Here is a 24,821-nt window from a genome sequence, read left to right as displayed (position 1 = left end):
ACCCGTTCCCCTTCCCTCAGTGCGCGCGGGCCTGGAACAGGGCGACGCCCCGCAGCAGGTCGAGCGCGCGGGCCAGCTGGTAGTCGAAGGGCGGCTGGTTGGGCGCGCCCTCCCCATTCTCCGCAGATGGCGCCGCCGGGGCGTTGCCGTTGGCGGGGGCCGGCGTCGCGCCCGGCGCCGCACCGGGGGCCGGAGCGTTGCTGGCGCCCGGCGCCGGGGCCGGCTGGGTGGTCGCCGGACGGGGGGCGTCCGGGTTGCGCAGCGCGCCGCGCAGGTCGCTCTCGCGGCGGCGGATCAGACCCTGGTCGGTTTCCTCGACGCGGGCCGGGTGCACCTCGATGTCCGGGGTGATGCCCAGCGCCTGGATCGACTTGCCCGACGGCGTGTAGTAGCGCGCCGTGGTCAGGCGCATGGCGCCGTGGCCGGGCAGCGGGATGATCGTCTGGACCGAGCCCTTGCCGAAGGACTGGGTGCCGAGGACGAGCGCCCGCTTGTGGTCCTGCAGCGCGCCGGCGACGATCTCCGACGCCGAGGCCGAGCCGCCGTTGACCAGCACCACGATCGGCAGGCCCTTGGCGAGGTCGCCGGGCTTGGCGTTGTAGCGCGTGCCCTCCTCGGCCTTGCGGCCGCGGGTGGAGACGATCTCCCCCTTCTCCAGGAAGGTGTCGGAGACCGAGACCGCCTGGTCGAGCAGGCCGCCGGGGTTGTTGCGCAGGTCAAGGACGTAGCCCTTCAGCTTGTCGCCCAACTGCTGCTGGATCGAGGCGATGGCCTTCTCCAGACCCTGCTGCGTCTGCTCGTTGAAGCTGGTGATGCGGACGTAGCCGATGTCGCCCTCGGTGCGGTAGCGGACCGACTGCACCTTGATGACGGCGCGGGTCAGCGTGACCTCGAACGGTTCGCCGGCCTCGCCGCGGCGCACGGTGACCTTGATGTCGCTGCCCACCGGGCCGCGCATCTTCTCCACCGCCTCGTTCAGCGACAGGCCCATCACGGCCTCGCCGTTGAGCTGGATGATCAGGTCGCCCGGCTGCAGCCCGGCGCGGAAGGCCGGAGTCTCGTCGATGGGCGACACGACCTTGATCAGGCCGTTCTCCATCGTCACCTCGATGCCCAGCCCGCCGAACTCGCCGCGGGTCTGAACCTGCATGTCCTGGAAGCTCTTGCGGTTCAGGTAGCTGGAATGCGGGTCGAGCGAGGTGAGCATGCCGTTGATGGCGGACTCGATGAGCTGCTCGTCCGTCGTCGACTCGACATACTCGGCGCGCACGCGCTCGAAGACGTCGCCGAACAGGTTGAGCTGGCGGTAGGTCTCGGAACTGTTGCCGGTGCTGTTCACCTGCGCGGTGACGGTGGCGACGCCGGCCCCCAGAAACACCAGGGCCGCGGCGGTGGCGGCACGCTTGACTATCCTCATCTACCCTTGTCCTTTCCCCTCCGGGGCGCCGAAACCGCGCTGTGGATTGATCGGCTGTCCGTGACGTCGAAGCTCGAAGTAAAGATCGGGTGACCCGTCGGCGGGCATCAGGCCGATGGGTTCCCCCGTGGCCACGCGCCGTCCGACGGCCGTGTCGATGCGGCCAAATCCAGCGATGAGACTATGATATCCGTGGCTGTGTTCCACGATCAAGATTTGGCCATAGCCGCGGAACGGCCCGGCGAAGACGATCGTTCCGGTCTGCGGTGACACCACCGTCGAGCCGGCGCGGGCCTGGATGGTCACACCCCGGCTGGTCGCGCCGTAGCGGTCGGCCTCGCCGTAGCGGACGGTCACCCGGCCGCCCACCGGCAGGCGCTCCCCAGCCGGCGCGCTGGGCGCGGCGCGGGCGGTTTCCGCCTCGGCCCTGGCCCGCTGTTCGCTGGCCCGCTGGTCTGCGAGTTTCTGTTCCGCCGCCTTCTGCTCCGCCAGCTTCTGCTCGGCCGCCTTCTGTTCCGCAGCCCGTTGCTCGGCGAGCCGGCGTTCGGCCTCGCGGCGCTCCGCCTCCAGCCGCTCGGCTTCGCGCTTGGCCGCCATGGCGGCGGCGGCGCGGCGTTCGGCCTCGATGCGGTCCATCAGCTGGCGCAGGTCGGCGGCCTGACCGGTCAGCCGGGCGGTGCGCTGGGCGACCTGCTGCCGCTCCTCCTCGGTCTGGCGCGACAGCTCCTCGCGCCGGGCGACGAGCTGGCCGATCTCCTTCTGGCGGTCGATCAGGGTGAGGCGGGCGGCGTAGGTGCGGGTGCGCTGGGCCTGCAGCGTCTCGCGCGTCTCGGCCAGCCGGGTCAGCGCCTGGGCCAGCGCGTCGGCGCGGGCGCGCAGGGCCGGCACCGTGTCGCGCAGCAGCAGGGCGGAGCGCAGCGTGTCCACCGGCCCGTCGGGGCGGGCCAGCGCCGCTTCCGGCGGGATGCGGGCGACGCGCTGCAGGGCGGCGAGCAAGGCGGCGATCTGCTGCCGCTCGCCCTCCAGCTTTTCGGCCTGGGTGCGCTCCTGAGTCTCCAGGGCGGTCAGGGACTCTTCGAGATGGGCGAGTTCCTCCTCCTGCGCCCGTTCCTGGTCGGCCAGACCGACCAGCCGGTCGCGCAGTTCGTCCAGTTCCTTCTGGAGCGTCTGCGACTGACGGTCGAGCTGCCGTTGCAGGGCCTTGTCGGTCTGGAGATCCTGCTCCACCCGCTTCAGCGTCTGGCCGGGGGACTCGGTCTGCGCCGCGGCGGTGGCGGAGAGGACGAGAAGGCTGGCGGTCAGCAGGGCCGGCCGCCAGGAAAACGCCCGTCCCCGCCCGGCGCCTTGCGGACGGGAGACGGGGAGGGGGAGCAGAGCAACACCCGCCGGATGATCGCGCCCTGCGCCCATGCTCCGGTTCCGCCTTATTCCGCGGCGGCCCGCGCGCTGGCGCGGTCGATCAGGCTTTTGCCGGTCATCTCCGCCGGCTGCGGCAGCTTCATCAGATCGAGCAGCGTCGGGGCGATGTCGGCCAGACGGCCGCTGCGGATCGCCGACACCCCGGCGGGGCCGTTCACCAGCACCAGAGGCACCTTGTCCAGCGTGTGGGCGGTGTGCGGGCCGTTGGTCTGCGGGTCCTTCATCAGCTCGCAGTTGCCGTGGTCGGCGGTGACCAGCATCACGCCGCCCTGGGCGCGCACGGCGGCCTCCAGACGGCCCAGGCTGGCGTCCACCGCCTCCACCGCCTTGATGGCGGCGGACAGGATGCCGCTGTGGCCGACCATGTCGGGGTTGGCGTAGTTGATGACCACCAGATCGTACTTCCCGCTGTCCACGGCGGCGACGACCTTGTCGGTCACCTCGGCGGCGGACATCTCCGGCTGGAGATCGTAGGTCGCGACCTTCGGCGAGGGCACCAGGATGCGGTCCTCACCCGGATACACGCGCTCTTCGCCACCGTTGAAGAAGAAGGTGACGTGCGGGTACTTTTCCGTCTCGGCGATGCGCAACTGGGTCAATCCGGCCTCGCTGACCACTTCGCCCAGCACCTTGGTCAAGGATTTCGGCGGAAAGATGGTCGTCATCAGCTTGGCGAGCGTGGACGAATATTCGACCATGCCGACGGCGGCGGCCAGCTTCGGGACCGAGGCGCGCTCGAACCCGTCGAAGGCCGGGTCGACGAAGGCGGCCAGGATTTCGCGGGCGCGGTCGGCGCGGAAGTTCGCCATCAGGATGGCGTCGCCGTCCTTCATGCCGGTGTAGCCGTCGATGACGGTCGGCAGGATGAACTCGTCGTGGGTGCCGGCGGCGTAGCTCTGCTCGATCGCCTGGATCGGGTCGGCGGCCGTCAGGCCCTCGGCGCTGACCAGCGCGGCGTAGGCCTTGGCGACGCGGTCCCAGCGCTTGTCGCGGTCCATGGCGTAGTAGCGCCCGCTGACCGTGGCGACGTTGACGCCGGGCAGGGCGTGCACGTCGGCCATGAACTCGGCCATCTGGTCCTTGGCGCTCTGCGGCGGCACGTCGCGGCCGTCGGTGAAGGCGTGGATCTCCACCGGGACGCCCTCATGGGCCAGCACGCCGGCCAGCGCCGCGATGTGGTCCTGGTGCGAATGGACGCCGCCCGGCGACAGCAGGCCCAGGATGTGGCAGCGCCCGCCCGAGGCCAGCAGCGTCTTGGCGAGGTCGTTCAGCGCGGCGTTGCGCTCCAGTTCGCCCTCGACGATGGCGTGGTCGATCATCACCAGATCCTGGCGGACGACGCGGCCGGCGCCCAGATTCATGTGACCGACCTCGGAGTTGCCCATCTGGCCCTTGGGCAGCCCGACCTCCTCCTCGCTGGCCTCAAGGAAGGCGCGCGGCTCCGACGACCACAGCCGATCCCAGTTGGGCGTGTTGCCCTGGGCGATGGCGTTGTCCTCGCGCTCCTCGCGGTAGCCCCAGCCATCCAGGATGCACAGCACTACGGGTCGGGGACGATTGGTCTCGGTCATCACGGTCCTCATACGCCTGTCACGGTCGGGTTGCGGGTCTCGGTCGAACGGTCTGATGCCGGCCTTCTTGGGGCCGGGTTCTTATCGCCTTGGGCCGGATCACAAAATGGCATGCCTGCGCACGCGCACAATGGGAGTCATGCACGGTGATAGGGGTGTCCGGCCAGAATTTGCTGGGCACGGTAGATTTGCTCCGCCAACATGCCTCGCACCAGCATATGCGGCCATGTCATGGCGCCCAAGGCCAAAAGAAAATCGGCGCGCGCCCGCACGGCGTCGCCGTGGCCATCCGCCCCGCCGATGAGAAAGGCGATGTCGCCCGCGCCCTGGTCCCGCCAGCCGCCGATCTTGGCGGCGAAGGCTTCGCTGGTGATGGTCTTGCCGCGCTCGTCCAGGGCCACGACGATGGCCCCGGCGGGGATGGCGGCCAAAAGCAGCTCCGCCTCCTGCCGCTTCAACTCGTCGGAGGCGAGGCGTTTCTTCACCTCGACCTCGCGCAGAGTCAGCGGCCAGGACAGGCGGCCGGCATACTCGTCATACAGGTCGCGCGCCGGACCGGTCCGTGACCGCCCAACCGCGGCAAGCCACAGACGCATCGGTCCGACTCCCGTTCCTCACCCGTCCTGAATGGTGTCCGTCAGGCGCTCATGCGCTCGGCGGAGGGCCGCGGCGTCTCCAGACCCCACATCTTCTCGATGTTGTAGAAGGTCCGGACTTCCGGGCGGAACAGGTGGATGATGACGTCCCCGGCGTCGACCAGAACCCAGTCGCACTGGTTCAGGCCCTCGACCTCGACGCCGCGCAGGCCGGCCTGCTTCATGCGGTCGGCCAGCTTCATGGCCATGGCGGCGATGTGCCGGGTGTTGCGGCCCGACGCCACGATCATGTAGTCGGCGATGCTGGTCTTGCCGGCAAGGTCGATGACGACGACGTCTTCGGCCTGATCGTCGTCCAGGGACTTCTCGACGAGCGCCTTGAGTTCGTCCGGCTGGGGAACGGGAACGGGCGCGGGCCGCACAACGGGCGCGGCCGGTTCGATGAACGTGTTGATGGTACCTACCTCGCGATACAGGGTCACGACCCGCTGGCGCGTGCCCGGCGGATCGCCGTCGCCGAAGCCGGATGCAGCGGGTTGCGGAGGAAAATCCAGGCCGGTGTTTTCGAACCGGCCAACCCCTTGGCCTTGTGCATGCTTACCCGGCGACGGGCATAGCGCTGAGCGGCTATGCCACCAAGCGCTCCCATAGAATAAGTTGGACGGGCGAGAACTGCAACCGGCACCAGCCGGAAGATGCGCGTCCACTGCCGCCAACGGGGGATTTGCCGAAGATTGTCCGCCCCCATCAGCCAGACGAAGCGTGTTTTGGGGAAGCGCCGCTTCAGCTTGGCCAGCGTGTCGGCGGTGTAGCGGGTGCCGAGCTCCCGCTCGATGGCGGTGACCCGGATGGCCGGATGGCGGGCGGTGCGCCGGGCCTCCTCCAGCCGCTCGGCCAGCGGCGCCATGCCCCGCACCGGCTTCAGAGGGTTCTGCGGGCTGACCAGCCACCACACCTGGTCGAGCCCCAGCGCCTTCAGCGCGTACAGGCTGATGTGCCGGTGCCCGGCGTGGGCCGGGTTGAAGGACCCGCCGAGCAGCCCGACGCGCAGGCCGGCGTGGAGCGGGCCGGCGTAGCGGTGGGGGGGTGGATTCACGGTGATGACAGCGCTTTCAACGGTGCCCCCTCCCTAACCCTCCCCCGCTGCGCAGGGGAGGGGATTGACTCCTCCCCCTGCGCAGCGGGGGGAGGTTGGGAGGGGGGCTCGTGGATGGGCGTGTTACGGCCGCGTCTGGCCATCGCCGCGCACGACATACTTGTAGCTGGTCAGCTGCTCCGCTCCCACCGGGCCGCGGGCGTGGAACTTGTCGGTGGAGATGCCGATCTCGGCGCCCATGCCGAACTCGCCGCCGTCGGCGAACTGGGTGCTGGCGTTCCACAGCACGATGCCGCTGTCGATGCGCTGCAGGAAGCGCTCCGCCGCCGCCGGGGACTCGGTCACGATGGCGTCGGTGTGGTGGGAGCCGTGGCGGTTGATGTGGTCGATCGCCCCGTCCACCCCGTCCACCACGCCGCAGGCGATGATGGCGTCGAGATACTCGGTGTCCCAGTCCTCCGCCGTCACCGCCGTCACGCGCGGGTCGGTGGCCTGGGCGGCGGCGTCGCCGCGGACGGCGCAGCCGGCGTCCAGCAGGTCCTTCACCAGCACCGGCAGGATGGCGTCGGCGATCGCCCGGTCGACCAGCAGCGTCTCGGCGGCGCCGCAGATCGAGGTGCGGCGCATCTTGGCGTTCATCACCACCTTGCGCGCCTTCTCCGGGTCGGCCCCGGCGTCGACATAGACGGTGTTGTTGCCGTCCAGATGCTTGATGACCGGGATCCGGCTCTCCTCGGCGATGCGCTGGATCAGCGACTTGCCGCCGCGCGGGACGATCACGTCGATGAAGTCGCGCATGGTCAGCATATGGCCGACCGCCGCCCGGTCCGTGGTCGGGACGAGCTGGATCGCCGCCTCCGGCAGCCCGGCGGCGCGCAGGCCGTCGGCCAGACAGGCGGCGATGGCGCGGGACGAGCGGATGCTTTCCGACCCGCCGCGCAGGATCGCCGCGTTGCCCGACTTCAGGCAGAGGCCGCCGGCGTCGGCGGTCACGTTGGGCCGGCTCTCGTAGATGATGCCGATCACCCCCAGCGGCACGCGCACGCGCTGGATGGCCAGCCCGTTGGGACGGGTCCATTCGGCGATGACGCCGCCGATGGGATCGGGGAAGTCGGCGATGTCCTCCAGCCCCTTGGCCATCGCCTCGATGCGGGCGTCGTTGAGGGCCAAGCGCTCGATCATGGGACCGGCGAGGCCGCGCTCCCGGGCGGCGGCGACGTCCGCGTCGTTGGCCGCCTGGATCTCCGCCTTGCGGTCGCGGATCGCGGCCGCCGCCGCCCGCAAGGCTTGATCCTTCGACGGGCTTGGCACGGTCGCCAGCTCCGCCGCGGCAGCGCGGGCGGCGCGGCCGAGGGCGAGCATCTGATCGTGCAAGGCGTCGGTGGTCTCAAGCAGGGCGGACATCGGTCTCACTCCAGTGGCGTTCGCCAATTGAAAAGGGCCGGAACCATAGCCCATCCCGCGCCGCCGCGAAAGCCATGGCGGCTAAGCCGAAATGCTGAGTGGAATACTCAACAATCCGACTGGGCCGCCGATTGTTGCGTGGGTAGCGTTCCGTCATGGGACATTGGCGAGGGGGCCTTTCATGAACCGGCTGGTCCGCCACGGCGCCGCCGTGGCCGTTGGGGTGGTGTGGCTGGGCGGAGCGGCCTGGGCGGAAACGCCGCCGGAATCGCCCGTGGAGCGGGGGCGCGCCCTGGTCAACGGCATCGTCGCCTGCGGCAACTGCCACACCCCGCAGGGGCCGGGCGGGCCGGTCGCGGGACGCGAGCTGGCCGGCGGGACGCCCTTCGTCGAGGAGCCCTTCACCGCCTACGCTTCCAACATCACGCCGGACCTGGAGACCGGGATCGGGCGCTGGACCGACGAACAACTCATTACCGCGATCCGCGAGGGCCGGCGGCCGGACGGCAGCCTGATCGGGCCGCCGATGCCCTTCGGCTTCTACCGCGGCCTGTCGGATGGCGACCTGCACGCCATCGTCGCCTATCTGCGCAGCGTTCCGCCGGTGCGGCATTCTGTCCCGAAGTCCGAGTACCGCATGGCGCTGCCCGCCGCCTACGGTCCGCCGGTCGGGTCGGTGGCGGAGGTGCCGCGTACGGACCCGGTGACGTACGGAGCGTACATGGCCGGTCCGCTCGGCCACTGCATGGAGTGCCACACGCCGATGCTGCCGGACGGGCGGCTCGACATCACGCGCATGGGGGCCGGCGGGCGGAACTTCACCGGGCCGTGGGGCAACGCGGTGTCCCGCAACATCACGCAGGACAAGGAGCATGGGTTGGGCGGCTGGAGCGACGCGGAAATCCGCAAGGCGATCACCGAAGGTGTACGTCCCGACGGCAGCCGGCTGAGCCCGCCCATGGGCTATCACTATTACAAATCCATGAGCGATGGCGAGTTGGGCGCCCTGGTCGCCTATCTCCGTACGCTTCCCCCGACCCGCTAGACCCCACCGGGCGTGCGTGAAATACCGCACCGCCGAAAACGCAGTACCGTAAGCCTTGCCGAGAGGGCATAGTCCGCGGGCTTTTTCCACCCGCCGGACCGTGGCCCCATGCTGACCCTGCTGCTGATCGTCTCCGCCTTCTTCGCGGGTGTGCTCAACGCCGTGGCCGGTGGCGGCAGCTTCCTGACCTTCCCGGCGCTGATCATGGCCGGCGTGCCGCCGCTGAACGCCAACGCGACCAGCACGGTGGCGGTGTCGCCGGGCGCGCTGGCCAGCGCCTACGGTTACCGGCGGGAGCTGGGGCGGATCAAGGAGGTCAGCCTGCCGGCCTTCCTGGGTGTCAGCCTGATCGGCGGGTTGCTGGGCGCGCTGCTCCTGCTGTGGACGCCGCAGCGGGTGTTCGAGGCGGTCATTCCCTGGCTGCTGCTGTTCGCGACGGTGCTGTTCGCCTTCGGCCCTAAGGTGTCGGCCTACATCCGCCGCAATTTCAAGGTCGGCCACGCCACGGTGCTGATCGTGCAGTTCTTCATCGCCATCTACGGCGGCTATTTCGGCGGGGGGATCGGCATCCTGATCCTGGCGACGCTGGGCGTCTTCGGCCTGACCGACCTGCACGCGATGAACGGGCTGAAGGCGCTGGTCTCCGGCTGCCTGAATGCGGTGGCGGTGGTGGCCTTCGTCTTCGGCGGTGCGGTCTATTGGAACGAGGCGCTGATCATGCTGGTCGCCGCTATGGCCGGCGGCTACGCCGGGGCCGCGGTCGCCCGCCACATCCCGCCGCCGATCCTGCGCAAGTTCGTGATCCTGGTGGGCGTGGCGATGACGGTCTATTTCTTCGTCGTGAAGGCGTGAGAAGGGCGGGCGGCGGTCAATCCGCCGCCATGCGCTCCGCGATACCGCACAGGCCGTCCCAGTCCAGCGCCGCCGGGTCATCCACCACATGGTCGGCGGCCTCGAACAGCAGGTCGGCGTGCTGCGGCCAGGCGATGGTCAGCATCCCGGCGGCCTTGGCGGCGCGGGCGCCGGTCGGGCTGTCCTCGATCACCGCGCAGGCCGCCGGCGGCACGCCGAGGCGGGCGGCGGCGGTCAGGTAGGGCTCGGGGTCCGGCTTGCCCTTGCCCACGTCGTCGCGGCTGAGGCCGAACAGGAAATGCGGGCTGCCCATGTGGCGCAGGTTGGCCTCGACCACCCGGCGCCCGCTGTTCGACACGCAGGCCTGCAGCAGCCCCCGCTCCGCAAAGGCGTCGACCAGCGCCAGGGCGCCGGCCCGCGCCTCGACCTCGGCGATGCGCTCCAGATAGAGGTCGGTTATGGCGTCCGCCCATTCCCGGAAGGTCAGGGCCATGGGCCGGGCGGCGTGCAGCCGGGCGTACAGCTCCGGGAAGGCGACGCCCAGCGTGGCCGCGTAGTCCGTGTCGGACAGGGCATGGCCGTGCAGCCGGCAGACCGCGATGGTGGCGCGCTGGTGCCAGGGCTCGCTGTCGAGCAGCGTGCCGTCGATGTCCCACAGGATGGCCTGGAGGGGCGGGCGGCCCACGATCGGAACGCTCACCGCACCACCAGATCGTCGCGGTGGATCATCTCGTCGCGGCCGTGGTAGCCGAGGATCTCCTCGATCTCGTGGCTCTTGCGGCCGGCGATGCGGCGGGCGTCCTCGGCGGCATAGGCGGTCAGGCCGCGCGCCACCTCGCGCCCGTCCGGCGCCTTGACCACCACCACGTCGCCGCGCTCGAAGTCGCCCTCGACGGCGCGCACCCCGGCGGGCAGCAGGCTGGCCCCGCGGGCAAGCGCCGTCAGCGCGCCGGCGTCCACCGTCAGCGCGCCGTGGGCGTTCAGGTTGCCGCCGATCCACGCCTTGCGGGCGGAGGAGGGGGAGGCGGCGGGCAGGAACCAGGTGCACAGGGCGCCGCCCTGCTCGGGGCGCTGCTCCAGCGCGGCCAGCGGGTTCATGCGCTTGCCCTTGGCGATGACCATGCGGCAGCCGGCGGCCAGCGCGACGCGGGCCGCGACGATCTTCGTCACCATGCCGCCGGAGCTGTAGCCGGGCGGCGGCTCGCCCGCCATGTTCTCGATGTCGGAGGTCAGTTCCTGGACGACCGGGATGTGCCGGGCCTCGGGGTCCTTGCGCGGGTCGGCGGTGTAGAGGCCGTCGATGTCCGACAGCAGGACCAGCGTGTCGGCGCTGATCATCTGGGCGACGCGGGCGGCCAGACGGTCGTTGTCGCCGAAGCGGATTTCGGCGGTGGCGACGGTGTCGTTCTCGTTGATGACGGGGACGGCGCCGAGCTTCAGCAGCGTGTCGATGGTGGCGCGGCCGTTGAGGTGGCGGCGGCGCTCCTCGGTGTCCTCCAGCGTCACCAGCACCTGGGCGACGGTCAGCCCGTGGCGGGCCAGCGTCTCCTGATAGGCGGCGGCGAGCCGGATCTGGCCGGTGGCGGCGGCGGCCTGCTTCTCCTCAAGCCGCAGGGCGCGCCCGACGAGGCCGAGATGCTCGCGCCCGCAGGCGACGGCGCCGGAGGTGACGATCACCACCTCCTGGCCGCGCTTGCGGCAGGCGGCCACGTCGTCGGCCAGCGCGTCCAGCCACTCGCGGCGCATCCGGCCGGTGGCGCTGTCGACGAGCAGGGCGGAGCCGATCTTGACGACCAGCCGCCGCGCATCGAGCAACGTGGGAAGCAGGGTGGGGAGCAGGGAGGAGGTATCAGCCTTTGGCGTTGTCGTCGCCGTTGCCGCTGTGCTCGGTGTCGTCACCGTCATCGTCGCCTTCATCGTCCCAGTCGTCTCCGTCCGAGTCATCCCCGTCCGAGTCGGAGTCGTCGTTTGCCTCTTCGGGGAGATCGTCGTACTCGCCCGTCTCCTCGTTCCAGCCCGCATACTCGTCGTCCATCTTCTGGCCGACCGGGGGCCGGGGGATGGAGCGCGTGACCGGAGCCTGGATGACGTCGGGCTCCTCTTCCTTGGACTGTTTGATGAGCGTGAGCAAGCGGTAAAGCACCGCCTGGACGCCCTGGCCGGTGGCGCCGGACAGAACCATCACCTCGGCACCCGACGCGGCCTCCAGCGCCGCCTTCTTCTCGGCGATCTCCTCGTCGAGCAGGGCGTCGGCCTTGTTCAGGCCGATGATCTCCAGCTTGTCGGCAAGGTTGCCGCCATAGGCGACCAGCTCGTTGCGGATGGTGGTGTAGGACTGGACCACATCCTCCGCCGTGCCGTCGATCAGGTGGAGCAGCACGCGGGTGCGCTCCACATGGCCGAGGAAGCGGTCGCCCAGCCCGTGCCCCTCGTGCGCGCCCTCGATCAGGCCGGGGATGTCGGCGATGACGAACTCCTCGTCACCGGCGCGGACGACGCCCAGGTTGGGGGCCAGCGTGGTGAAGGGGTAGTCGGCGATCTTCGGCCGCGCCGCGGTGGTCGCGGCCAGGAAGGTGGATTTGCCGGCGTTGGGCAGGCCGAGCAGGCCGGTGTCGGCGATCAGCTTCAGCCGCAGCCAGACCCAGCGCTCCTCGCCCGGCCAGCCGGGGTGCGACTTGCGCGGGGCGCGGTTGGTCGGGGTCTTGTAATGGGCGTTGCCGAAGCCGCCGTCGCCGCCCTTCAGGATGACGACGCGCTGGCCGGGCTCCGTCAGGTCGAGCAGCACGGTCTCCTGGTCCTCGTCGAGGATCTGGGTGCCGACCGGCACGCGCAGGACCACGTCCTCGCCCCGGGCGCCGTTGCGGTTGGCGCCCATGCCGTGGTTGCCGCGCTGCGCCTTGAAATGCTGCTTGTAGCGGTAGTCGATCAGCGTGTTGAGGCCGTTCACGACCTCGATCACGACATCGCCGCCACGGCCGCCGTTGCCGCCGTCCGGTCCGCCATACTCGATGAACTTCTCGCGGCGGAAGGCGATGGCGCCGGGGCCGCCGTCGCCGCTTTTCAGATACACCTTGGCTTGATCGAGGAACTTCATCGGGGACCGTGCCGGCCAATCTACCGTTTGCGCACCGTCCTCCAACCGTGGGAAGGGGGCGGTGACCACCACATCAACAAAAGAAAATCGGGGGCCGGTTGCCCGAACCCCCGATTGTCCCAACACACCGTACGGGCCGGACGAGATTACTCGGCCGCGACCGCCGGGACCTCGACCGCCTCGATGGCGACGTAGGTACGCCCCTGGGCGCTGTGCTTGAAGGCCACCACGCCGTCCGTCTTGGCGAACAGGGTGTGGTCCTTGCCGATGCCGACGTTCTCACCGGGGTGGAACTTCGTGCCGCGCTGGCGGACGATGATGTTGCCGGCGACGACGTTCTCGCCACCGAAACGCTTCACGCCGAGGCGGCGGCCAGCGGAATCGCGGCCGTTGCGCGAAGAGCCGCCTGCTTTTTTATGGGCCATGGGGAGTTACTCCTGTGACTGGTCGGCGGCCGTTCAGGCGGCGCCGTTGATCCCGGTGATGCGCAGGACGGTCAGGTCCTGGCGGTGGCCGTTCTTACGGCGGTAGTTCTGGCGGCGCTTCTTCTTGAAGACGATGATCTTCGGACCGCGATCCTGGGCGACGATCTCGGCGGTCACAGCAGCGCCGGCAACCGTCGGGGTGCCAAGGGTGGTGCTGCCGCCGTCGCTGACCATCAGCACGTCGTTGAGCGTGATGGAAGCGCCGGCCTCGGCCTCGAGCTTCTCAACGCGGATCACGTCGCCATTGGCGACCTTGTACTGCTTGCCGCCGGTGCGGATCACTGCAAACATCGTCGTCACTGCCTATCTCAAAACAAACGGAAGGGCCGCTCGCCCACCGTTTGAGGTGCAAGCCCGTTCGTGAGAGCGGGGATTTAACCGATGGGCCACCGGGAGTCAACAGGCATGGTGGCATTTTCCCGTTCATTTTCTTGCAAACAAGGGCTTGCATCCCCCCAGGCTTTTGGGTAGGTTCCGCGCCACCCCGGAAACGGGGCAGCGGATGGGTGGCAGAGCGGTTGAATGCACCGCACTCGAAATGCGGCATACCCGCAAGGGTATCGGGAGTTCGAATCTCCCCCCATCCGCCACTCTCATTCGAGCGAACGCTCACACGAAGAAGCCTTCCCGACCGGGAAGGCTTTTTTCGTTTTCGGCGCCTGTTTTTGCGGTCTTAGCTAATTCCATTCGCTACTGGCGAATAATCGCGAGCGAAAACTAAAGCGATCTGTAGATAGGTGTGCCACGCACGTACCACTCTGCGTTCTACGGTACGGGCCGTTATCGCAAACGGTCAGACTTGGCGCGCAATCCAGTACGGCAAACCTTCGTGTTTAGGTGTTGGCTTCCTTGAGAACGAATTCGCGTAAGGATAAGCCGCTGTCAGGGAAATCAGTCAAGAATACCACATTTCCACCTTGTTTTTTTGCTATATCGAGAGGATCGTTTGGCGTTTTATCAAGAGTCAGGACGATAGCGTTGAAAGATCGAGCGGCTAGAGATACGTCCGTCTCGTTTTTAAACATTCCTGATTTTTTTATTTTTTCATTCTTTATAAGATGGGCGTGTTTTTGAATAAAATCAAGCTCCTCTTTGCTTGCCCATCTTCCAACACCAAATCCACCTAATCTCTGCATTTCAGGAGTGTGCTTATCATCGTAAAATCCAAAAAGTGAATCTACCTTTATTGAGCATTTTTTGATAGTCAGTTGGATATATTCTTTTAATGAAGATTTTTCGTCAGGTATTGGTTTTATTTCAAATTCAATTTCCTTCGTTATGAAGATAGAAAAATTTTCAGCAGGAAATTCCTTATCCAACGAAATTTTATTTTTCTCTAAAAAATTCCAAGCATTATTGTCAAGGTAGATGACTATTCTACTCATGGCGATATTCCTTATTTAAAGAATATATGATAGCGTTAGGGGATTATTAAAATTTCACTAAGACTTAGAGTATAAGCTACCGATGAAATCTATCCATTTTTTGATTCTGAGTAAGTGTCAAGGAATACAGGCATTACATTCCTCGGAGCATCGCCAGCGCCGCCTCGAACAGCAGGCTGCCCGGTTCGGCGAAACGGTCGACCACGCTGAAATGGTCGGCGCCCGGCTCCACGATCTCCCGCACCGCGTTGCCCTGCGCCGCCCAGGCCAGGGCGTAGTCGGCCTGCTGGCGGTGCATCGCGTCGGTCTCAAGGCCGCCCAGCGCCGGCATCAGCAGCGGGGCGGGGGCGGGAACGGCGTGGATCGGGCTCAGCCGCCGCGCCGAGTCGGCGTCGAGCCGCAACTGTTCGTTCACCTCGAAGCCGAGCATCGGCTCCAGGTCGTAGAGGCCGCTGATCGGGATGCCGCCGGCGACGCGGTCGCGGTTCTCCGAGACCAGCTTGGCCGTCAGGTGGCCGCCCGCCGAATGGCCGGACACCACCACCCGCCGCGGATCGCCGCCGAAGCCGGCCGCGTTGGCGAACACCCAGTCGAGCCCAGTCTGGGCGTGGCCGCACAGCTCGTCCATCGTCACCTCCGGGCACAGGCCGTAGCCGAGCAGGACCACCGCCACCCCGCGCTCCACATAGGGAGCGGCGATGAAGGAATGCAGGTCCTTCGACAGGGCGCGCCAGTAGCCGCCGTGGATGAAGACCAGCACCGGAGCGCCGTCTCCGGCGGGGAAGAGGCCGGCGGGGAAGACGTCGGCGCGCTGGCGCGGGTGCGGGCCGGTGGGGATGTCGTAGCGGCCGTTGAGCCGGGCGCGCACCGCCTCGCTCTCCGCCTGCCAGCGGGCGAAATAGGCCGGGTGCTCCGGCACCAGCTTGCGGAAATTGTACTGGCGGTCGATCTCGGCGGCGGTCATGCCGCTGTACAGAGGGTCAGACGCCAAGGTAGCGCTCCTTCAGGGTGGGGTCGGCGAGCAGGGCGGCGGAGCTGCCGGACCAGACCAGCCGCCCCTTCTCGATGACGTGATGGCGGTCGGCCAGGGCGGCGAGGGCGTGGACGTTCTTGTCCACCACCAGGATCGCCTGCCCCTCGTCCTTCAGGCGGGCGAGGCAGTCCCAGATCTCCTGGCGGACCAGCGGGGCCAGCCCCTCCGTCGCCTCGTCGAGGATCAGCAGCTTGGGGTTGGTCATCAGGGCGCGCCCGACGGCGAGCATCTGCTGCTCCCCGCCCGACAGGTTGCGGGCGAGGTTGCCGGCGCGCTCGGCCAGCCGGGGGAACAGGGCGTGCACCCGCTCCACCGTCCAGGGATCGCGCCGCGCGAAGCGGTTGGCGGCGGTGGCGATCAGATTCTCGCGCACGGTCAGGGTGGGGAAGACCTGCCGCCCCTCCGGGACCAGGGCGATGCCGCCCCGCGCGATGCGGTGCGGCGGCCGGCCGGCGATCTCCGCCCCCTCGAAGGCGATGGAGCCGCCGGTCGGCGCCACGAGGCCCATGATGGCTTTGATGGTCGTGGTCTTGCCCATGCCGTTGCGGCCCATCAGGGTCACCGCCTCCCCGGCGTCGACGGACAGCTCCATGCCGAACAGCGCCTGGCTGGAGCCGTAGGCGGCGGTCAGGTTGGCGACGCGCAGCATCAGGCGACCTCCAGTTCGTCGCCGAGATAGGCCTCGCGCACCGCCGGGTCGTTGCGGATCTCGGCCGGGGTGCCGCTGGCGAGGTCCTTGCCGCGCACCAGAACGGTGATGCGGTCGGCCAGCGCGAAGACGGCGTCCATGTCGTGTTCCACCAGCAGGATCGTCACGCCGCCCTTCAGCTCTTGCAGCAGCTCGACCATGCGGGCGGAGTCCTCCGGTCCCATGCCGGCCATCGGCTCGTCGAGCAGCAGCAGCCGCGGCCCGGTGGCCAGGGCCATCGCCAGTTCGAGCTGCCGCTTCTCGCCATGGGCCAGCGCGTCGGCGCGGGTGCCGGCCCGCGCGCCCAGCCCGACCCGTTCCAGCACCGCGCGGGCGGGGTCGGCGAGCCGGCGGTCGCGCCCGGCGTCGCGCCAGAAGCGGAAGCTGTGCCCGGCGTGGGCCTGCACCGCCAGCGCCACGTTGTCGAGCGCGGTGAAGCTGGGGAAGATCGAGGTGATCTGGAAGCTGCGCGCCAGCCCGCGCTGCGCCCGCTTGTGCACGGGCAGGCGGGTGACGTCGCGCCCGTCGAACCGGATGGTTCCGGAATCGGGTGTCAGTTCCCCCGACAGCTGGCCGATCAGGGTGGTCTTGCCGGCTCCGTTCGGGCCGATCAGGGCGTGGAGTTCCCCCTCCGCGACGGACAGCGAGAGGCCGTCGGTGGCAGCCAGCCCGCCGAAGCGCTTGACCAGTCCGTTTGTGCTCAGCAGGGGACTGCTCACGGGCGCCTCCCGGCGACGACGCCCCACAACCCTTTGCGGGCGTACAGAACCAGAAGGATCAGCACCGGCCCCAGCACGATCTTCCAATGCTCGCCCAGCCCGGCGTGGGCGAGGTCCATCAGCTCCGGCACGAACTCCTCCAGCAGCAGCAGCGCGGCGGCGCCCAGCACCGGGCCGATCAGCGTGCCGATGCCGCCCAGCACGACCATCACGATCAGGTCGCCGGAGCGGCTCCAATGCAGGTACTGCGGCCCGACGAACATGGTGGCGTTGGCGAGCAGCGCGCCGGCCAGCCCGGCCAGCGCCCCGGCGATGACGAAGGCGGCGAGCTTGTAGCGGGTGACCGGGTAGCCGAGCGCGGCCATCCGCCGCTCGTTGTCCTTGGCGCCGCGGATCACCCGCCCGAAGCGGGAGTTGACCAGCCGCCAGCCCAGCGCCAGCGCCGCCACCAGAAGCCCCAGCACCACGTAATAGAAGGTGGTGTGGTCGGCGATGTTGAGCGGGCCGGGCAGGGTGGAGCGGCTCCACAGCGCGATGCCGTCGTCCCCGCCATAGGCCTTCAGCCCGGTCATCAGGTAGAAGAGCATCTGGGCGAAGGCGAGCGTGATCATGATGAAGGGAACGCCGGTGGTGCGCAGCGAGATCGCCCCCACCGGCAGCGCCGCCAGCGCCCCGGCCAGCATGGCCAGCGGCCAGACGATCAGCCCGTTCACCGTGCCGGGAAGGCCGAACAGCGTCGATCCGTCCGCCTGGTGGGCGAACAGGATGCCGACGGCGTAGCCGCCGATCCCGACGAAGGCGGCGTGGCCGAAGCTGACCATCCCGCCGAAGCCCAGGATCAGGTCGAGGCTGACCGCCGCCAGGGCGAAGACCAGGATGCGCGTCGCCAGCCGCACATAGAAGGGTTCCCCCATCCAGCCGGCGACGGTGGGAAGCGCCAGCGCGACGGCCAGCAGGATCAGCAGGGCGATGCGGGGGCGGGTGAGCAGGGCGGATCGGGGCGCGGTCGGGGGCATGGAGGGCCGGAAAAGAGGGGCGGTCAATCAGTCAGCAGGCCAATCGGCAAGCCCGTCTTTTCGCACAGATGGGCGGGCTTGAACACAAAAGGTCGCGCCGGCCCTCTCATCCCCGCCTTCTCACCCCCGCCTTCTCACCCCCAGGGCGTGTCGTGGTGGTGGCGCCGCCGCGACCGCTGAAGGAGCTGGCGTTCGGTGCAGCGCTTCATGTGCTCCGGCACCTCCGAATCCTCGCCGATGATGGGGCCGCTCAGATAGACGGCGCCCGCGGCCTCCGCCGCCTCCAGCTCCACAGGGGTGCGCACGCCGTCCACGTAGGCGAACATGCCGAACTTGCGCGGTCCGGGGCAGAAGGCCTGCACCCGCTCCAGGATGTGCGGCTCGTCCTCCCGCCCGTCCAGCCGCAGCCCGACCCCCTTGACGCCGGCAGTGGCGTAGACCGACAGGTCGCCCGCGTCCTCGTGCAGGATGACCATGGCGGCCCGGGCGAAGGGGCGCAACATCGCCACGATCTCGGCCAGCCGGCCATAGGGAACGCCGGCCGGCAGCCCGTCCAGCTCGAAGGCCAGGAAGGGCATCAGGACGCGTGGGATCATCCGGCAGGCCTGGATGTATTCCCGCCGCCGCCGGCTGGAGGCGAGCGTGCCGAAATGGACGGGGATGGTCTGGGCGTAGCGGAATTTGTTGGCGTACAGCTCGTTGTAGGTGCTGACCGCGAGGCTCAGCGTCTCCATGTCGAGGTCGAAGACGGCCTCCTCGCGCTCCGGGTCGAAGGAGTCCATCAGGTTCAGGTAGCGGGCCGTGTCCGCGTCGGTGCGGCAGCAGTAGGTCGACACCACCTTGTGCTTCACGTCGAAGACCGGACGGAACAGCACCTTGGGCCGATGCTGCGGCGTGACGGTGTCCGCCGGCATCTCGGTCCAATGCGGGCGCCGCGCCTCCGCCGCCGCCGCCGGAACGGCGCCCTCGGCCGGCGGGGGGGAGGTCGCCACGACAGCCTCGGGCTTGTGGACGGCGTCCTTGAGCAGGTCGGCCAGCCGGGCGGTGTCCAGGGCGACCCCGCCGCCGACGTCCACCACCGCGGTCTTGACGGTGATGCGCCGCGTGTCGGCGTGACCCAGCAACGCCTGGTGCAGGCTTTCCATCACCTTGCTGCAGGTGAGCTGCGCCGACTTCCGGTCCGCCTGGGAGAAGACGATGATGTAGTGGTTTTCGCCATAGCGGAACCAGACGTCGCGCGGCGACAGCACCTTCTTGAGCATGCGCTCGGTGTAGACGTGCACCCGCTCGTTCACGCTTCCCCAGCGGTCGCCCAACTCCTGCCGGATCTCGTCGAGGCCGATCAGGTGGACCGAGCCCGCGGTGACCGTCTGGCTGTGCGCCAGGATCTGCCGGGCGCGCTCCTTGAAGGACTCGTCGATCGATTGGCCGGGGGTGGGGGGCGCGGACGGGGTGGCGCCGTCATCCTGTTCCGGGATGGTGCCGTCGGGACCGGAGGGGTGATTCATGACCATGGCCGAGCTTCCCTTTCCGGTTGTGGGGAGCGCGAACCCAAAGGCAGGGCAGCCGCCTGGAATGGGTGCGAAGATGACTGGATCGACTGCACAAACAGGATGATCCTTTCGCACTTGCTAATGCGTTAACAAAGCCGTCCGGCCGCTGCCTCCTGATGTCCTATGCGGAAAGGGGCGTGCCTTCGCCGGATTTGGCTAAGCCGATTCGCGGCGTGCCTTCACTCGGGCGCGGAAGAGCATCTGCCGCTCGGTGCAGCGCCGCATGTGTTCCGGGAACTCGGAATCCTTGCCGACCACGGCCCCGCCGACATAGGCCGCCCCGGCCTCAATCGCCGCCTGGAACTGCTCGACGTTCCGGATGCCGTCCAGATAGGCGAACAGGCCGTGTTTGCGCGGGACGGGGCAGAAGGCGTTGATCTTGTCGATGCAGCGCTGATCGCCGTCCCGGAAGTCCATGGCCAGCCCGACACCCTTGACGCCGGCTCTGGCGTAGGTGCCGATGTCGGTGTTCTCCTCGCGCAGGATGACGATGGTGGCGCGCCCGAAGGGGCGGAGCAGGGTGACCAATTCGGCCAGCCGGCCGTTGGGAATGCCCTGCGGCAACCCTTCCAGCTCGAAGGCCAGGAAGGGGATCAGGCAGGGGGGGATCATCCGGCAGGATTGGAGATACTCCCGCCGCCGCCGCGCCGAGGCGAGGGTTTCGAAATGGACGGGGATGGTCTGGGCGTAGCGGAAATTCTTCTTGTACAGCTCATCGTAGGTGCGGACGGCGTGGCACAGGGCCTCCATGTCGTATTCGAAGATGGCCTCCTCCTGCAGGAATTCGGCCATGATGATCTGGTTGATGTTCCGGCAGGTCAGGAGGTCCGGACGGCAGGTGTAGGTGGAAATCACCTTGTGGCGCACGTCGTAGACCGGGCGGAAGAGCACCTTGGGCGGCGGCGGCGGCTCGTCGTTGCCGAGCGCGAAGGCCGCCAGCGAGGGGCGCCGGCGCTCCCCGGACGGCGGCTGGCCGGCGGGCGCCTTCGACTGGCTGGCGGCGTTGAGCAGCTCGTCCAGCCGCGCGCTGCCGACCGCGATGCTGCCGTCGATCTCCATCAGCGCGGTCTTGACGACGATCTGGCTGGTGTCGCTGTGCCCCAGCAGGGACTGGTGCAGGGATTCGACGATCTTCCCGCAGATGAGCTGCGCCGCCTGGATGTCCGCGTGGGCGAACACGATGATGAACTGGGAATCGCCGTGCCGGAACCACACGTCCTGGGGGGACAGCATCTTTTCGAGCAGGCGGTCGGTGTAGACGTGGACCCGCTCCTTCACCCGCTCCCAGCGGTCGCCGAGATGCTCCCGGATGTCCTCCAGCCCGATCAGATGCACCGCCCCGGCGGTGATGAGCCGGCCGCTGAAGAGGATTTCCCTGGCCCGCTCGCGGAAGGATGAATCGTTCAGATGGCAGGAGGCTTGGCAATCCGCCGCCTTGGCGGCGCCGTCGCAGTGACAAGGGGGGGCGATGCCGGTCCGGTCCGTGTGGTCGTCCTGGGCGCTGGGCGGCGGTTGGACTGCGTTCACGGCAATGTCTCCCTCGCAACCGGCGGAGGTCGCGGCGCCGGCTTCGTACCTGCTTTCTGAATGTTCTGTTCGCTAACAAGTGTGTTGCAAGGGGAATTTCCGAAGCGTTAACAGCCTGACGTTTTTTCCGTCGCGAGGGTGATTGCCACCGGTTGGCCGCCGCCATTGACCGACGGCGAGGACGGGGTTATGCCGGGCCGGCCATGAGGTCATGGGAAAGGGCGGAGACATGAACGCAAGGAACGCGGTGGTGCTGGTCAGCGGCGGGCTGGACTCCACGACGGTGCTGGCCATCGCCCGGGAGCAGGGCTATCGGCTGAACGCGCTCAGCTTCCGCTACGGGCAGCGCCATGCGGTGGAGCTGGAGGCGGCCCGGCGCGTCGCCACGGCCATGGCGGTGGACCGCCACGTCATCGCCGACATCGACCTCCGGGCCTTCGGCGGCTCCGCCCTCACCGACGCCATCGCCGTGCCCAAGCACGCCAGCGCGGCGGATCTGGGGACGGGCATCCCGGTGACCTACGTCCCGGCGCGCAACACGGTGTTCCTGTCCTTCGCGCTGGCCTGGGCGGAGACGCTGGAGGCGTCGGACATCTTCATCGGCGTGAACGCGCTGGACTATTCCGGCTATCCGGACTGCCGGCCCGAATACATCGCCGCCTTCGAGACCATGGCGAATCTCGCCACCAAGGTGGGGGTGGAGGGCACCAGCCGGTTCAAGATCCACGCCCCGCTGATGACGCTCGACAAGGCGGGCATCATCCGCCGCGGGTTGGAGCTGGGGGTGGATTACGGCCTGACCCACTCCTGCTACGATCCGGCGCCGGACGGCGCGGCCTGCTGCTCCTGCGACAGCTGCCTGCTGCGGTTGAAGGGCTTCCAGGAGGCCGGGCTGGCCGACCCGGTGGCCTATGGGCCGCGGTGAGGTCCGGGATTTTCGGGGGCAACGGATTCACACGGATTTCGCGGATTTTCTTTGATCCGTTCCCAGTGCAGGCCTTTCCGATAGGCACGCGCCGAGCACGCTCAAAAAGAAATCCGTGTCATCCGTGCCAAAATCCGTGCAATCCGTGAAGACCCTGTTGCCCCCAAGACTCCCGGACCTCAGTGCGCCGGGAACAGCCCCTTGGGCTTGATCGCCAGGACCACCGCCATCAGCACGTAGATCGCCATGGAGGCCAGGGCCGCCCCGGCGGCGCTGGCGTTGGCGGCGTCCATCACCAGACGGAAGGCGGCGGGCAGCAGGGCGCGGCCCAGCGTGTCCACCATGCCGACCAGCAGGGCGCCGGCCAGCGCCCCGCGGATCGAGCCGATGCCGCCGATCACGATGACCACGAAGGTCAGGATCAGGATCTGCTCGCCCATGCCGACCTGAACGGCCAGCACCGGCCCGGCCATGGCGCCGGCCAGCCCGGCCAGCCCGCAGCCCAGCGCGAAGACCAGCCCGAACAGCAGCCGGACGTCCACCCCCAGCGCCATCACCATCTCGCGGTTGGTGGCGCCGGCGCGGATCAGCATGCCGACCCGCGTGCGGGCGATCAGCAGCCACAGGAACACCGCCACGGCGAGGCCCACGGCGAGGATGGCCAGCCGGAAGGCCGGGTATTTCAGCCCGAACAGGTCCACCGTCCCGGCCAGCGCCGCCGGCGGGTTCAGGAAGATGGGGACCGGGCCGAAGACGATCTTCACCAGCTCGTTGAAGAACAGGATCAGCCCGAAGGTCGCCAGCACCTGATCCAGGTGGTCGCGGCGGTAGAGCGTGCGCAGCGCCACCGCCTCCACGACCAGCCCGAGCAGCGCCGTCAGCAGAACCGCCGCCGCCAGCGCCAGCGGGAAGCTGTCGAGCACCGGGACCAGCGCCGCCGTCAGGTAGGCGCCGACCATGTAGAAGGTGCCGTGGGCGAGGTTGATGAGGTCCATGATGCCGAAGACGAGCGTCAGCCCGGCGGCCATCAGGAACAGCATCACGCCGAGCTGAAGCCCGTTCAGCCCCTGTTCGACGAGGAGGAGCGCGTCCATTCTCCGGCGTCCTGCCTGCGCCTCACTTCATCGGGCAGTCTTTGACGTAGGCGTCGGCGTGGTTGGTGAAGACCGTGGCGACCGTCTTGTTGGTCACCGCACCGTCGGCGCCCTTCACGACCTCGCGCAGGTAGATGTTGTGGATCGGGTAGTGGTTGGTGTTGAACGCCACCTCGCCGCGCAGGCTCTGCAGCTTGGCGGAGGCCAGGGCGGCGCGCAGCTTGTCCTTGTCCTTCAGGTTGCCGTCGACCGCCTTCACCGCCGTGTCGATCAGCAGCGCCGTGTCGTAGCCCTGGGCGGCGTACATGGACGGGATGCGCCCGTACTTGGCCTTGAAGTCGGCGACGAACTTCTTGTTGGCGGCGTTGTCGAGGTCCGGGCTCCACTGTGCCGAGTTCTTGACGCCCAGCGCCGACTCGCCGACCGCCGCCAGGATGTCCTGGTCGAAGGAGAAGCCGGGGCCGAACAGCGGCACGGCGCCCTTCAGCCCGGCCTGCTCATACTGCTTGATGAAGTTGATGCCCATGCCGCCGGGGTAGAAGACGTAGACGGCGTCCGGGGCCGCGGCCTTGAGCTGCGCCAGCTCCGCCGCGTAGTCGAGCTGCCCGACCTGGGTGTAGACCTCGCCGGCGACCTCGCCCTTGTAGTAGCGCTTGAAGCCGGCCAAGCCGTCCTTGCCCGCCGGGTAGTTGGGGGCCATCAGATAGACCTTCTTGAAGCCCTCGTCCTGGACATGCTTGCCCACGGCCTCATGGATCTGGTCGTTCTGGTAGGCGGCGTTGAAGAAGTACGGGTTGCACTGCGCGCCCGCCAGTTGCGACGGGCCGGCGTTCGGGCTGATGAAGAAGGTCTGCCCGCCGGCCAGCGTCGGCAGCATGGCCAGCGCGAGGTTCGACCAGACCACGCCGGTCACCACCTGCACACGGTCGCGCTCGACCATGCGGTTGGCGAGGCCGACGGCGACGTCCGGCTTCTGCTGGTCGTCCGCCTCGATGACCTGGGTGTCCTGCCCGCCCAGCTTGCCGCCCGCATGCTCCACCGCCAGCGCGAAGCCGTCGCGGATGTCGATGCCCAGCCCCGCGCCGGGGCCGGACAGGGTGGTGATCATGCCGATCTTCAGCGTGTCCGCCGCCGCCGGGGTGGCGAGCAGGGCCAGCGCGGAGGCCAGCGTAAGCAGGTTGCGGGTCATGACGGTCCAGCCTCCAGGGATTTTATGATTGATTTATGGGCAGCGCAAAGTTCAGGCGGCCCGCATCCGTTCGTCCGCCCGCTCGTCCGCCCAGGCGCGCGCCGTGGACGGGCGGCCCTCGGCGTCGATCAGGCCGCGGGTGAAGAGTTCCTCGACATGGCGGATGAAGAAGGCGGCGGTGCTCTCCCGCTCCCAGCGCTCCATCCAGTTCTGCTCCAGGAAGGCGAGGATCGCCGGCTGGCCCAACTCGGCCTCCCACAGCACGCCGAGCAGGGAGGTCTGTTGCTCCTCGTGCATGCACTCCTCGAAGGTCAGCTTCTGCTGGCTGCGCGCCTCCTTGCGCAGCGTCGTCTCCGGCCCCGGCCCCAGGCCGAAGTCGTAGAGCGGACGGCGCTCGGGCGCGGCGACCAGCCAGTGGGCGACCTCATGAACAATGACCGTCGATTCCACGTCGGTGCGGATGACCGCGCCGTCCCACATGAAGGAGGCGTTCGGCGGCTCGTCCAGCGTGCCGATGCCGTGGGCGTGGGCCAGCCGCACCGCTTCGGCACGCTGCTCGGGCGTGTCGACGCCACCGGGCACCGGCCACGTCGCGGCGATGCGCCGGAAAGCGGCGAGGGGCAGGGGCTTGCCGGCCAGCAGGCGCTCGAAGGTCGCCAGGGCCTCCGGCATCGTCTCGGCCGGGATCGGGGTCAGGATCATGATGGGAACAG

General features: G+C 68.5%; 25 protein-coding genes and 1 tRNA gene. 4 read left to right on the top strand and 22 right to left on the bottom strand.

Going from position 1 to position 24,821, the window contains the following annotated elements; all coding sequences use genetic code 11:
- Nucleotides 1-16: 16 nt before the first annotated feature.
- The 7 genes from DXK32_RS05820 to DXK32_RS05790 all read right to left on the bottom strand — a co-directional run bounded on the left by DXK32_RS05820 (nt 17) and on the right by DXK32_RS05790 (nt 7,503).
- Nucleotides 17-1,417 (bottom strand): S41 family peptidase, encoded by a 1,401-nt coding sequence (locus tag DXK32_RS05820; protein WP_114857645.1) that lies wholly within the window; start codon nt 1,415-1,417, stop codon nt 17-19.
- Nucleotides 1,418-2,827, bottom strand: coding sequence for a murein hydrolase activator EnvC family protein (locus DXK32_RS05815; protein ID WP_114857644.1), 1,410 nt, complete (start codon nt 2,825-2,827; stop codon nt 1,418-1,420).
- Nucleotides 2,828-2,841: 14 nt separating this feature from the next.
- Nucleotides 2,842-4,407, bottom strand: a complete 1,566-nt coding sequence (gene gpmI / locus DXK32_RS05810) for a 2,3-bisphosphoglycerate-independent phosphoglycerate mutase (protein WP_114857643.1) — start codon at nt 4,405-4,407, stop codon at nt 2,842-2,844.
- Nucleotides 4,408-4,544: 137 nt separating this feature from the next.
- Nucleotides 4,545-5,003: a 23S rRNA (pseudouridine(1915)-N(3))-methyltransferase RlmH gene (rlmH, locus tag DXK32_RS05805; protein WP_014239449.1), complete on the bottom strand. Its 459-nt coding sequence runs from the start codon at nt 5,001-5,003 to the stop codon at nt 4,545-4,547.
- A gap of 41 nt (nt 5,004-5,044) precedes the next feature.
- Complete coding sequence (gene rsfS / locus DXK32_RS05800) at nt 5,045-5,485, bottom strand: ribosome silencing factor (RefSeq protein WP_014239450.1); 441 nt, start codon at nt 5,483-5,485, stop codon at nt 5,045-5,047.
- Nucleotides 5,482-6,099 carry a nicotinate-nucleotide adenylyltransferase gene (locus DXK32_RS05795; RefSeq protein ID WP_114857642.1) on the bottom strand — a complete coding sequence of 206 codons (618 nt, stop codon included), beginning with the start codon at nt 6,097-6,099 and terminating at the stop codon, nt 5,482-5,484. Before DXK32_RS05795 ends, rsfS begins: the two co-directional genes overlap by 4 nt.
- A 123-nt stretch (nt 6,100-6,222) precedes the next feature.
- Nucleotides 6,223-7,503 carry a glutamate-5-semialdehyde dehydrogenase gene (locus tag DXK32_RS05790; protein WP_114857641.1) on the bottom strand — a complete coding sequence of 427 codons (1,281 nt, stop codon included), beginning with the start codon at nt 7,501-7,503 and terminating at the stop codon, nt 6,223-6,225.
- 181 nt (nt 7,504-7,684) lie between these two features.
- On the opposite strand from DXK32_RS05790, the gene DXK32_RS05785 reads away from it, so the two are divergent.
- Both DXK32_RS05785 and DXK32_RS05780 read left to right on the top strand, forming a co-directional pair.
- Nucleotides 7,685-8,548, top strand: a complete 864-nt coding sequence (locus tag DXK32_RS05785) for a c-type cytochrome (RefSeq protein ID WP_114857640.1) — start codon at nt 7,685-7,687, stop codon at nt 8,546-8,548.
- 108 nt (nt 8,549-8,656) lie between these two features.
- Nucleotides 8,657-9,400, top strand: a complete 744-nt coding sequence (locus DXK32_RS05780; protein ID WP_114857639.1) for a sulfite exporter TauE/SafE family protein — start codon at nt 8,657-8,659, stop codon at nt 9,398-9,400.
- Between the two features lie 16 nt (nt 9,401-9,416).
- Here the strand turns inward: DXK32_RS05780 and DXK32_RS05775 are convergent, their stop codons facing one another.
- From DXK32_RS05775 to rplU, 5 genes are all read right to left on the bottom strand, one after another.
- The gene (locus DXK32_RS05775; RefSeq protein ID WP_114857638.1) at nt 9,417-10,100 is read right to left on the bottom strand and encodes an HAD family hydrolase; all 684 of its coding nucleotides are present in this window, start codon (nt 10,098-10,100) and stop codon (nt 9,417-9,419) included.
- Nucleotides 10,097-11,317, bottom strand: coding sequence for a glutamate 5-kinase (gene proB, locus DXK32_RS05770; RefSeq protein WP_247876995.1), 1,221 nt, complete (start codon nt 11,315-11,317; stop codon nt 10,097-10,099). The genes DXK32_RS05775 and proB overlap by 4 nt, the downstream gene beginning before the upstream one ends.
- Complete coding sequence (obgE, locus tag DXK32_RS05765; RefSeq protein ID WP_114857637.1) at nt 11,250-12,494, bottom strand: GTPase ObgE; 1,245 nt, start codon at nt 12,492-12,494, stop codon at nt 11,250-11,252. The genes proB and obgE overlap by 68 nt, the downstream gene beginning before the upstream one ends.
- A 146-nt stretch (nt 12,495-12,640) precedes the next feature.
- The gene (gene rpmA / locus DXK32_RS05760) at nt 12,641-12,919 is read right to left on the bottom strand and encodes a 50S ribosomal protein L27 (RefSeq protein ID WP_038526273.1); all 279 of its coding nucleotides are present in this window, start codon (nt 12,917-12,919) and stop codon (nt 12,641-12,643) included.
- A 33-nt stretch (nt 12,920-12,952) separates the two neighbouring features.
- Nucleotides 12,953-13,270: a 50S ribosomal protein L21 gene (rplU, locus tag DXK32_RS05755; protein ID WP_014239459.1), complete on the bottom strand. Its 318-nt coding sequence runs from the start codon at nt 13,268-13,270 to the stop codon at nt 12,953-12,955.
- A gap of 209 nt (nt 13,271-13,479) precedes the next feature.
- Here rplU and DXK32_RS05750 point away from each other — a divergent pair.
- Nucleotides 13,480-13,569, top strand: a tRNA-Ser gene (locus DXK32_RS05750).
- Between the two features lie 243 nt (nt 13,570-13,812).
- Here DXK32_RS05750 and DXK32_RS32020 read toward each other — a convergent pair.
- The 7 genes from DXK32_RS32020 to DXK32_RS05720 form a co-directional block, all read right to left on the bottom strand.
- Nucleotides 13,813-14,364: a hypothetical protein gene (locus DXK32_RS32020; RefSeq protein WP_162801089.1), complete on the bottom strand. Its 552-nt coding sequence runs from the start codon at nt 14,362-14,364 to the stop codon at nt 13,813-13,815.
- 133 nt (nt 14,365-14,497) lie between these two features.
- Nucleotides 14,498-15,355 carry an alpha/beta hydrolase gene (locus DXK32_RS05745; RefSeq protein ID WP_162801088.1) on the bottom strand — a complete coding sequence of 286 codons (858 nt, stop codon included), beginning with the start codon at nt 15,353-15,355 and terminating at the stop codon, nt 14,498-14,500.
- Nucleotides 15,345-16,046 (bottom strand): ABC transporter ATP-binding protein, encoded by a 702-nt coding sequence (locus DXK32_RS05740; protein ID WP_114857635.1) that lies wholly within the window; start codon nt 16,044-16,046, stop codon nt 15,345-15,347. Before DXK32_RS05740 ends, DXK32_RS05745 begins: the two co-directional genes overlap by 11 nt.
- Nucleotides 16,046-16,804 carry an ABC transporter ATP-binding protein gene (locus tag DXK32_RS05735; protein ID WP_247876994.1) on the bottom strand — a complete coding sequence of 253 codons (759 nt, stop codon included), beginning with the start codon at nt 16,802-16,804 and terminating at the stop codon, nt 16,046-16,048. Before DXK32_RS05735 ends, DXK32_RS05740 begins: the two co-directional genes overlap by 1 nt.
- A complete protein-coding gene (locus DXK32_RS05730) occupies nt 16,801-17,820 on the bottom strand; it encodes a branched-chain amino acid ABC transporter permease (protein ID WP_114857674.1) in 1,020 nt (339 codons plus the stop codon). Before DXK32_RS05730 ends, DXK32_RS05735 begins: the two co-directional genes overlap by 4 nt.
- Before the next feature lie 134 nt (nt 17,821-17,954).
- The gene (locus tag DXK32_RS05725) at nt 17,955-19,334 is read right to left on the bottom strand and encodes a diguanylate cyclase (RefSeq protein WP_114857633.1); all 1,380 of its coding nucleotides are present in this window, start codon (nt 19,332-19,334) and stop codon (nt 17,955-17,957) included.
- A gap of 195 nt (nt 19,335-19,529) precedes the next feature.
- On the bottom strand, nt 19,530-20,900 hold the full coding sequence (locus tag DXK32_RS05720) for a hypothetical protein (RefSeq protein ID WP_114857632.1): 1,371 nt from the start codon (nt 20,898-20,900) through the stop codon (nt 19,530-19,532).
- A 229-nt stretch (nt 20,901-21,129) separates the two neighbouring features.
- Here DXK32_RS05720 and queC point away from each other — a divergent pair, with 229 nt between their 5' ends.
- Nucleotides 21,130-21,825: a 7-cyano-7-deazaguanine synthase QueC gene (gene queC / locus DXK32_RS05715; protein WP_114857631.1), complete on the top strand. Its 696-nt coding sequence runs from the start codon at nt 21,130-21,132 to the stop codon at nt 21,823-21,825.
- Nucleotides 21,826-22,004: 179 nt separating this feature from the next.
- Here queC and DXK32_RS05710 read toward each other — a convergent pair whose 3' ends face one another.
- The 3 genes from DXK32_RS05710 to DXK32_RS05700 are packed head-to-tail and all read right to left on the bottom strand — an operon-like array spanning nt 22,005 to nt 24,810.
- The gene (locus DXK32_RS05710) at nt 22,005-22,919 is read right to left on the bottom strand and encodes a branched-chain amino acid ABC transporter permease (RefSeq protein WP_059398911.1); all 915 of its coding nucleotides are present in this window, start codon (nt 22,917-22,919) and stop codon (nt 22,005-22,007) included.
- A gap of 22 nt (nt 22,920-22,941) precedes the next feature.
- A complete protein-coding gene (locus tag DXK32_RS05705) occupies nt 22,942-24,108 on the bottom strand; it encodes an ABC transporter substrate-binding protein (RefSeq protein ID WP_114857630.1) in 1,167 nt (388 codons plus the stop codon).
- A 51-nt stretch (nt 24,109-24,159) separates the two neighbouring features.
- Complete coding sequence (locus tag DXK32_RS05700; RefSeq protein WP_114857629.1) at nt 24,160-24,810, bottom strand: elongation factor P hydroxylase; 651 nt, start codon at nt 24,808-24,810, stop codon at nt 24,160-24,162.
- Nucleotides 24,811-24,821: the final 11 nt, after the last annotated feature.

The organism is Azospirillum brasilense (assembly GCF_003349955.1).
GTDB lineage: Bacteria > Pseudomonadota > Alphaproteobacteria > Azospirillales > Azospirillaceae > Azospirillum > Azospirillum brasilense_B.
Note: the sequence above shows the minus strand (reverse complement) of the source record. Positions and strands in the feature narration are given on the sequence as shown.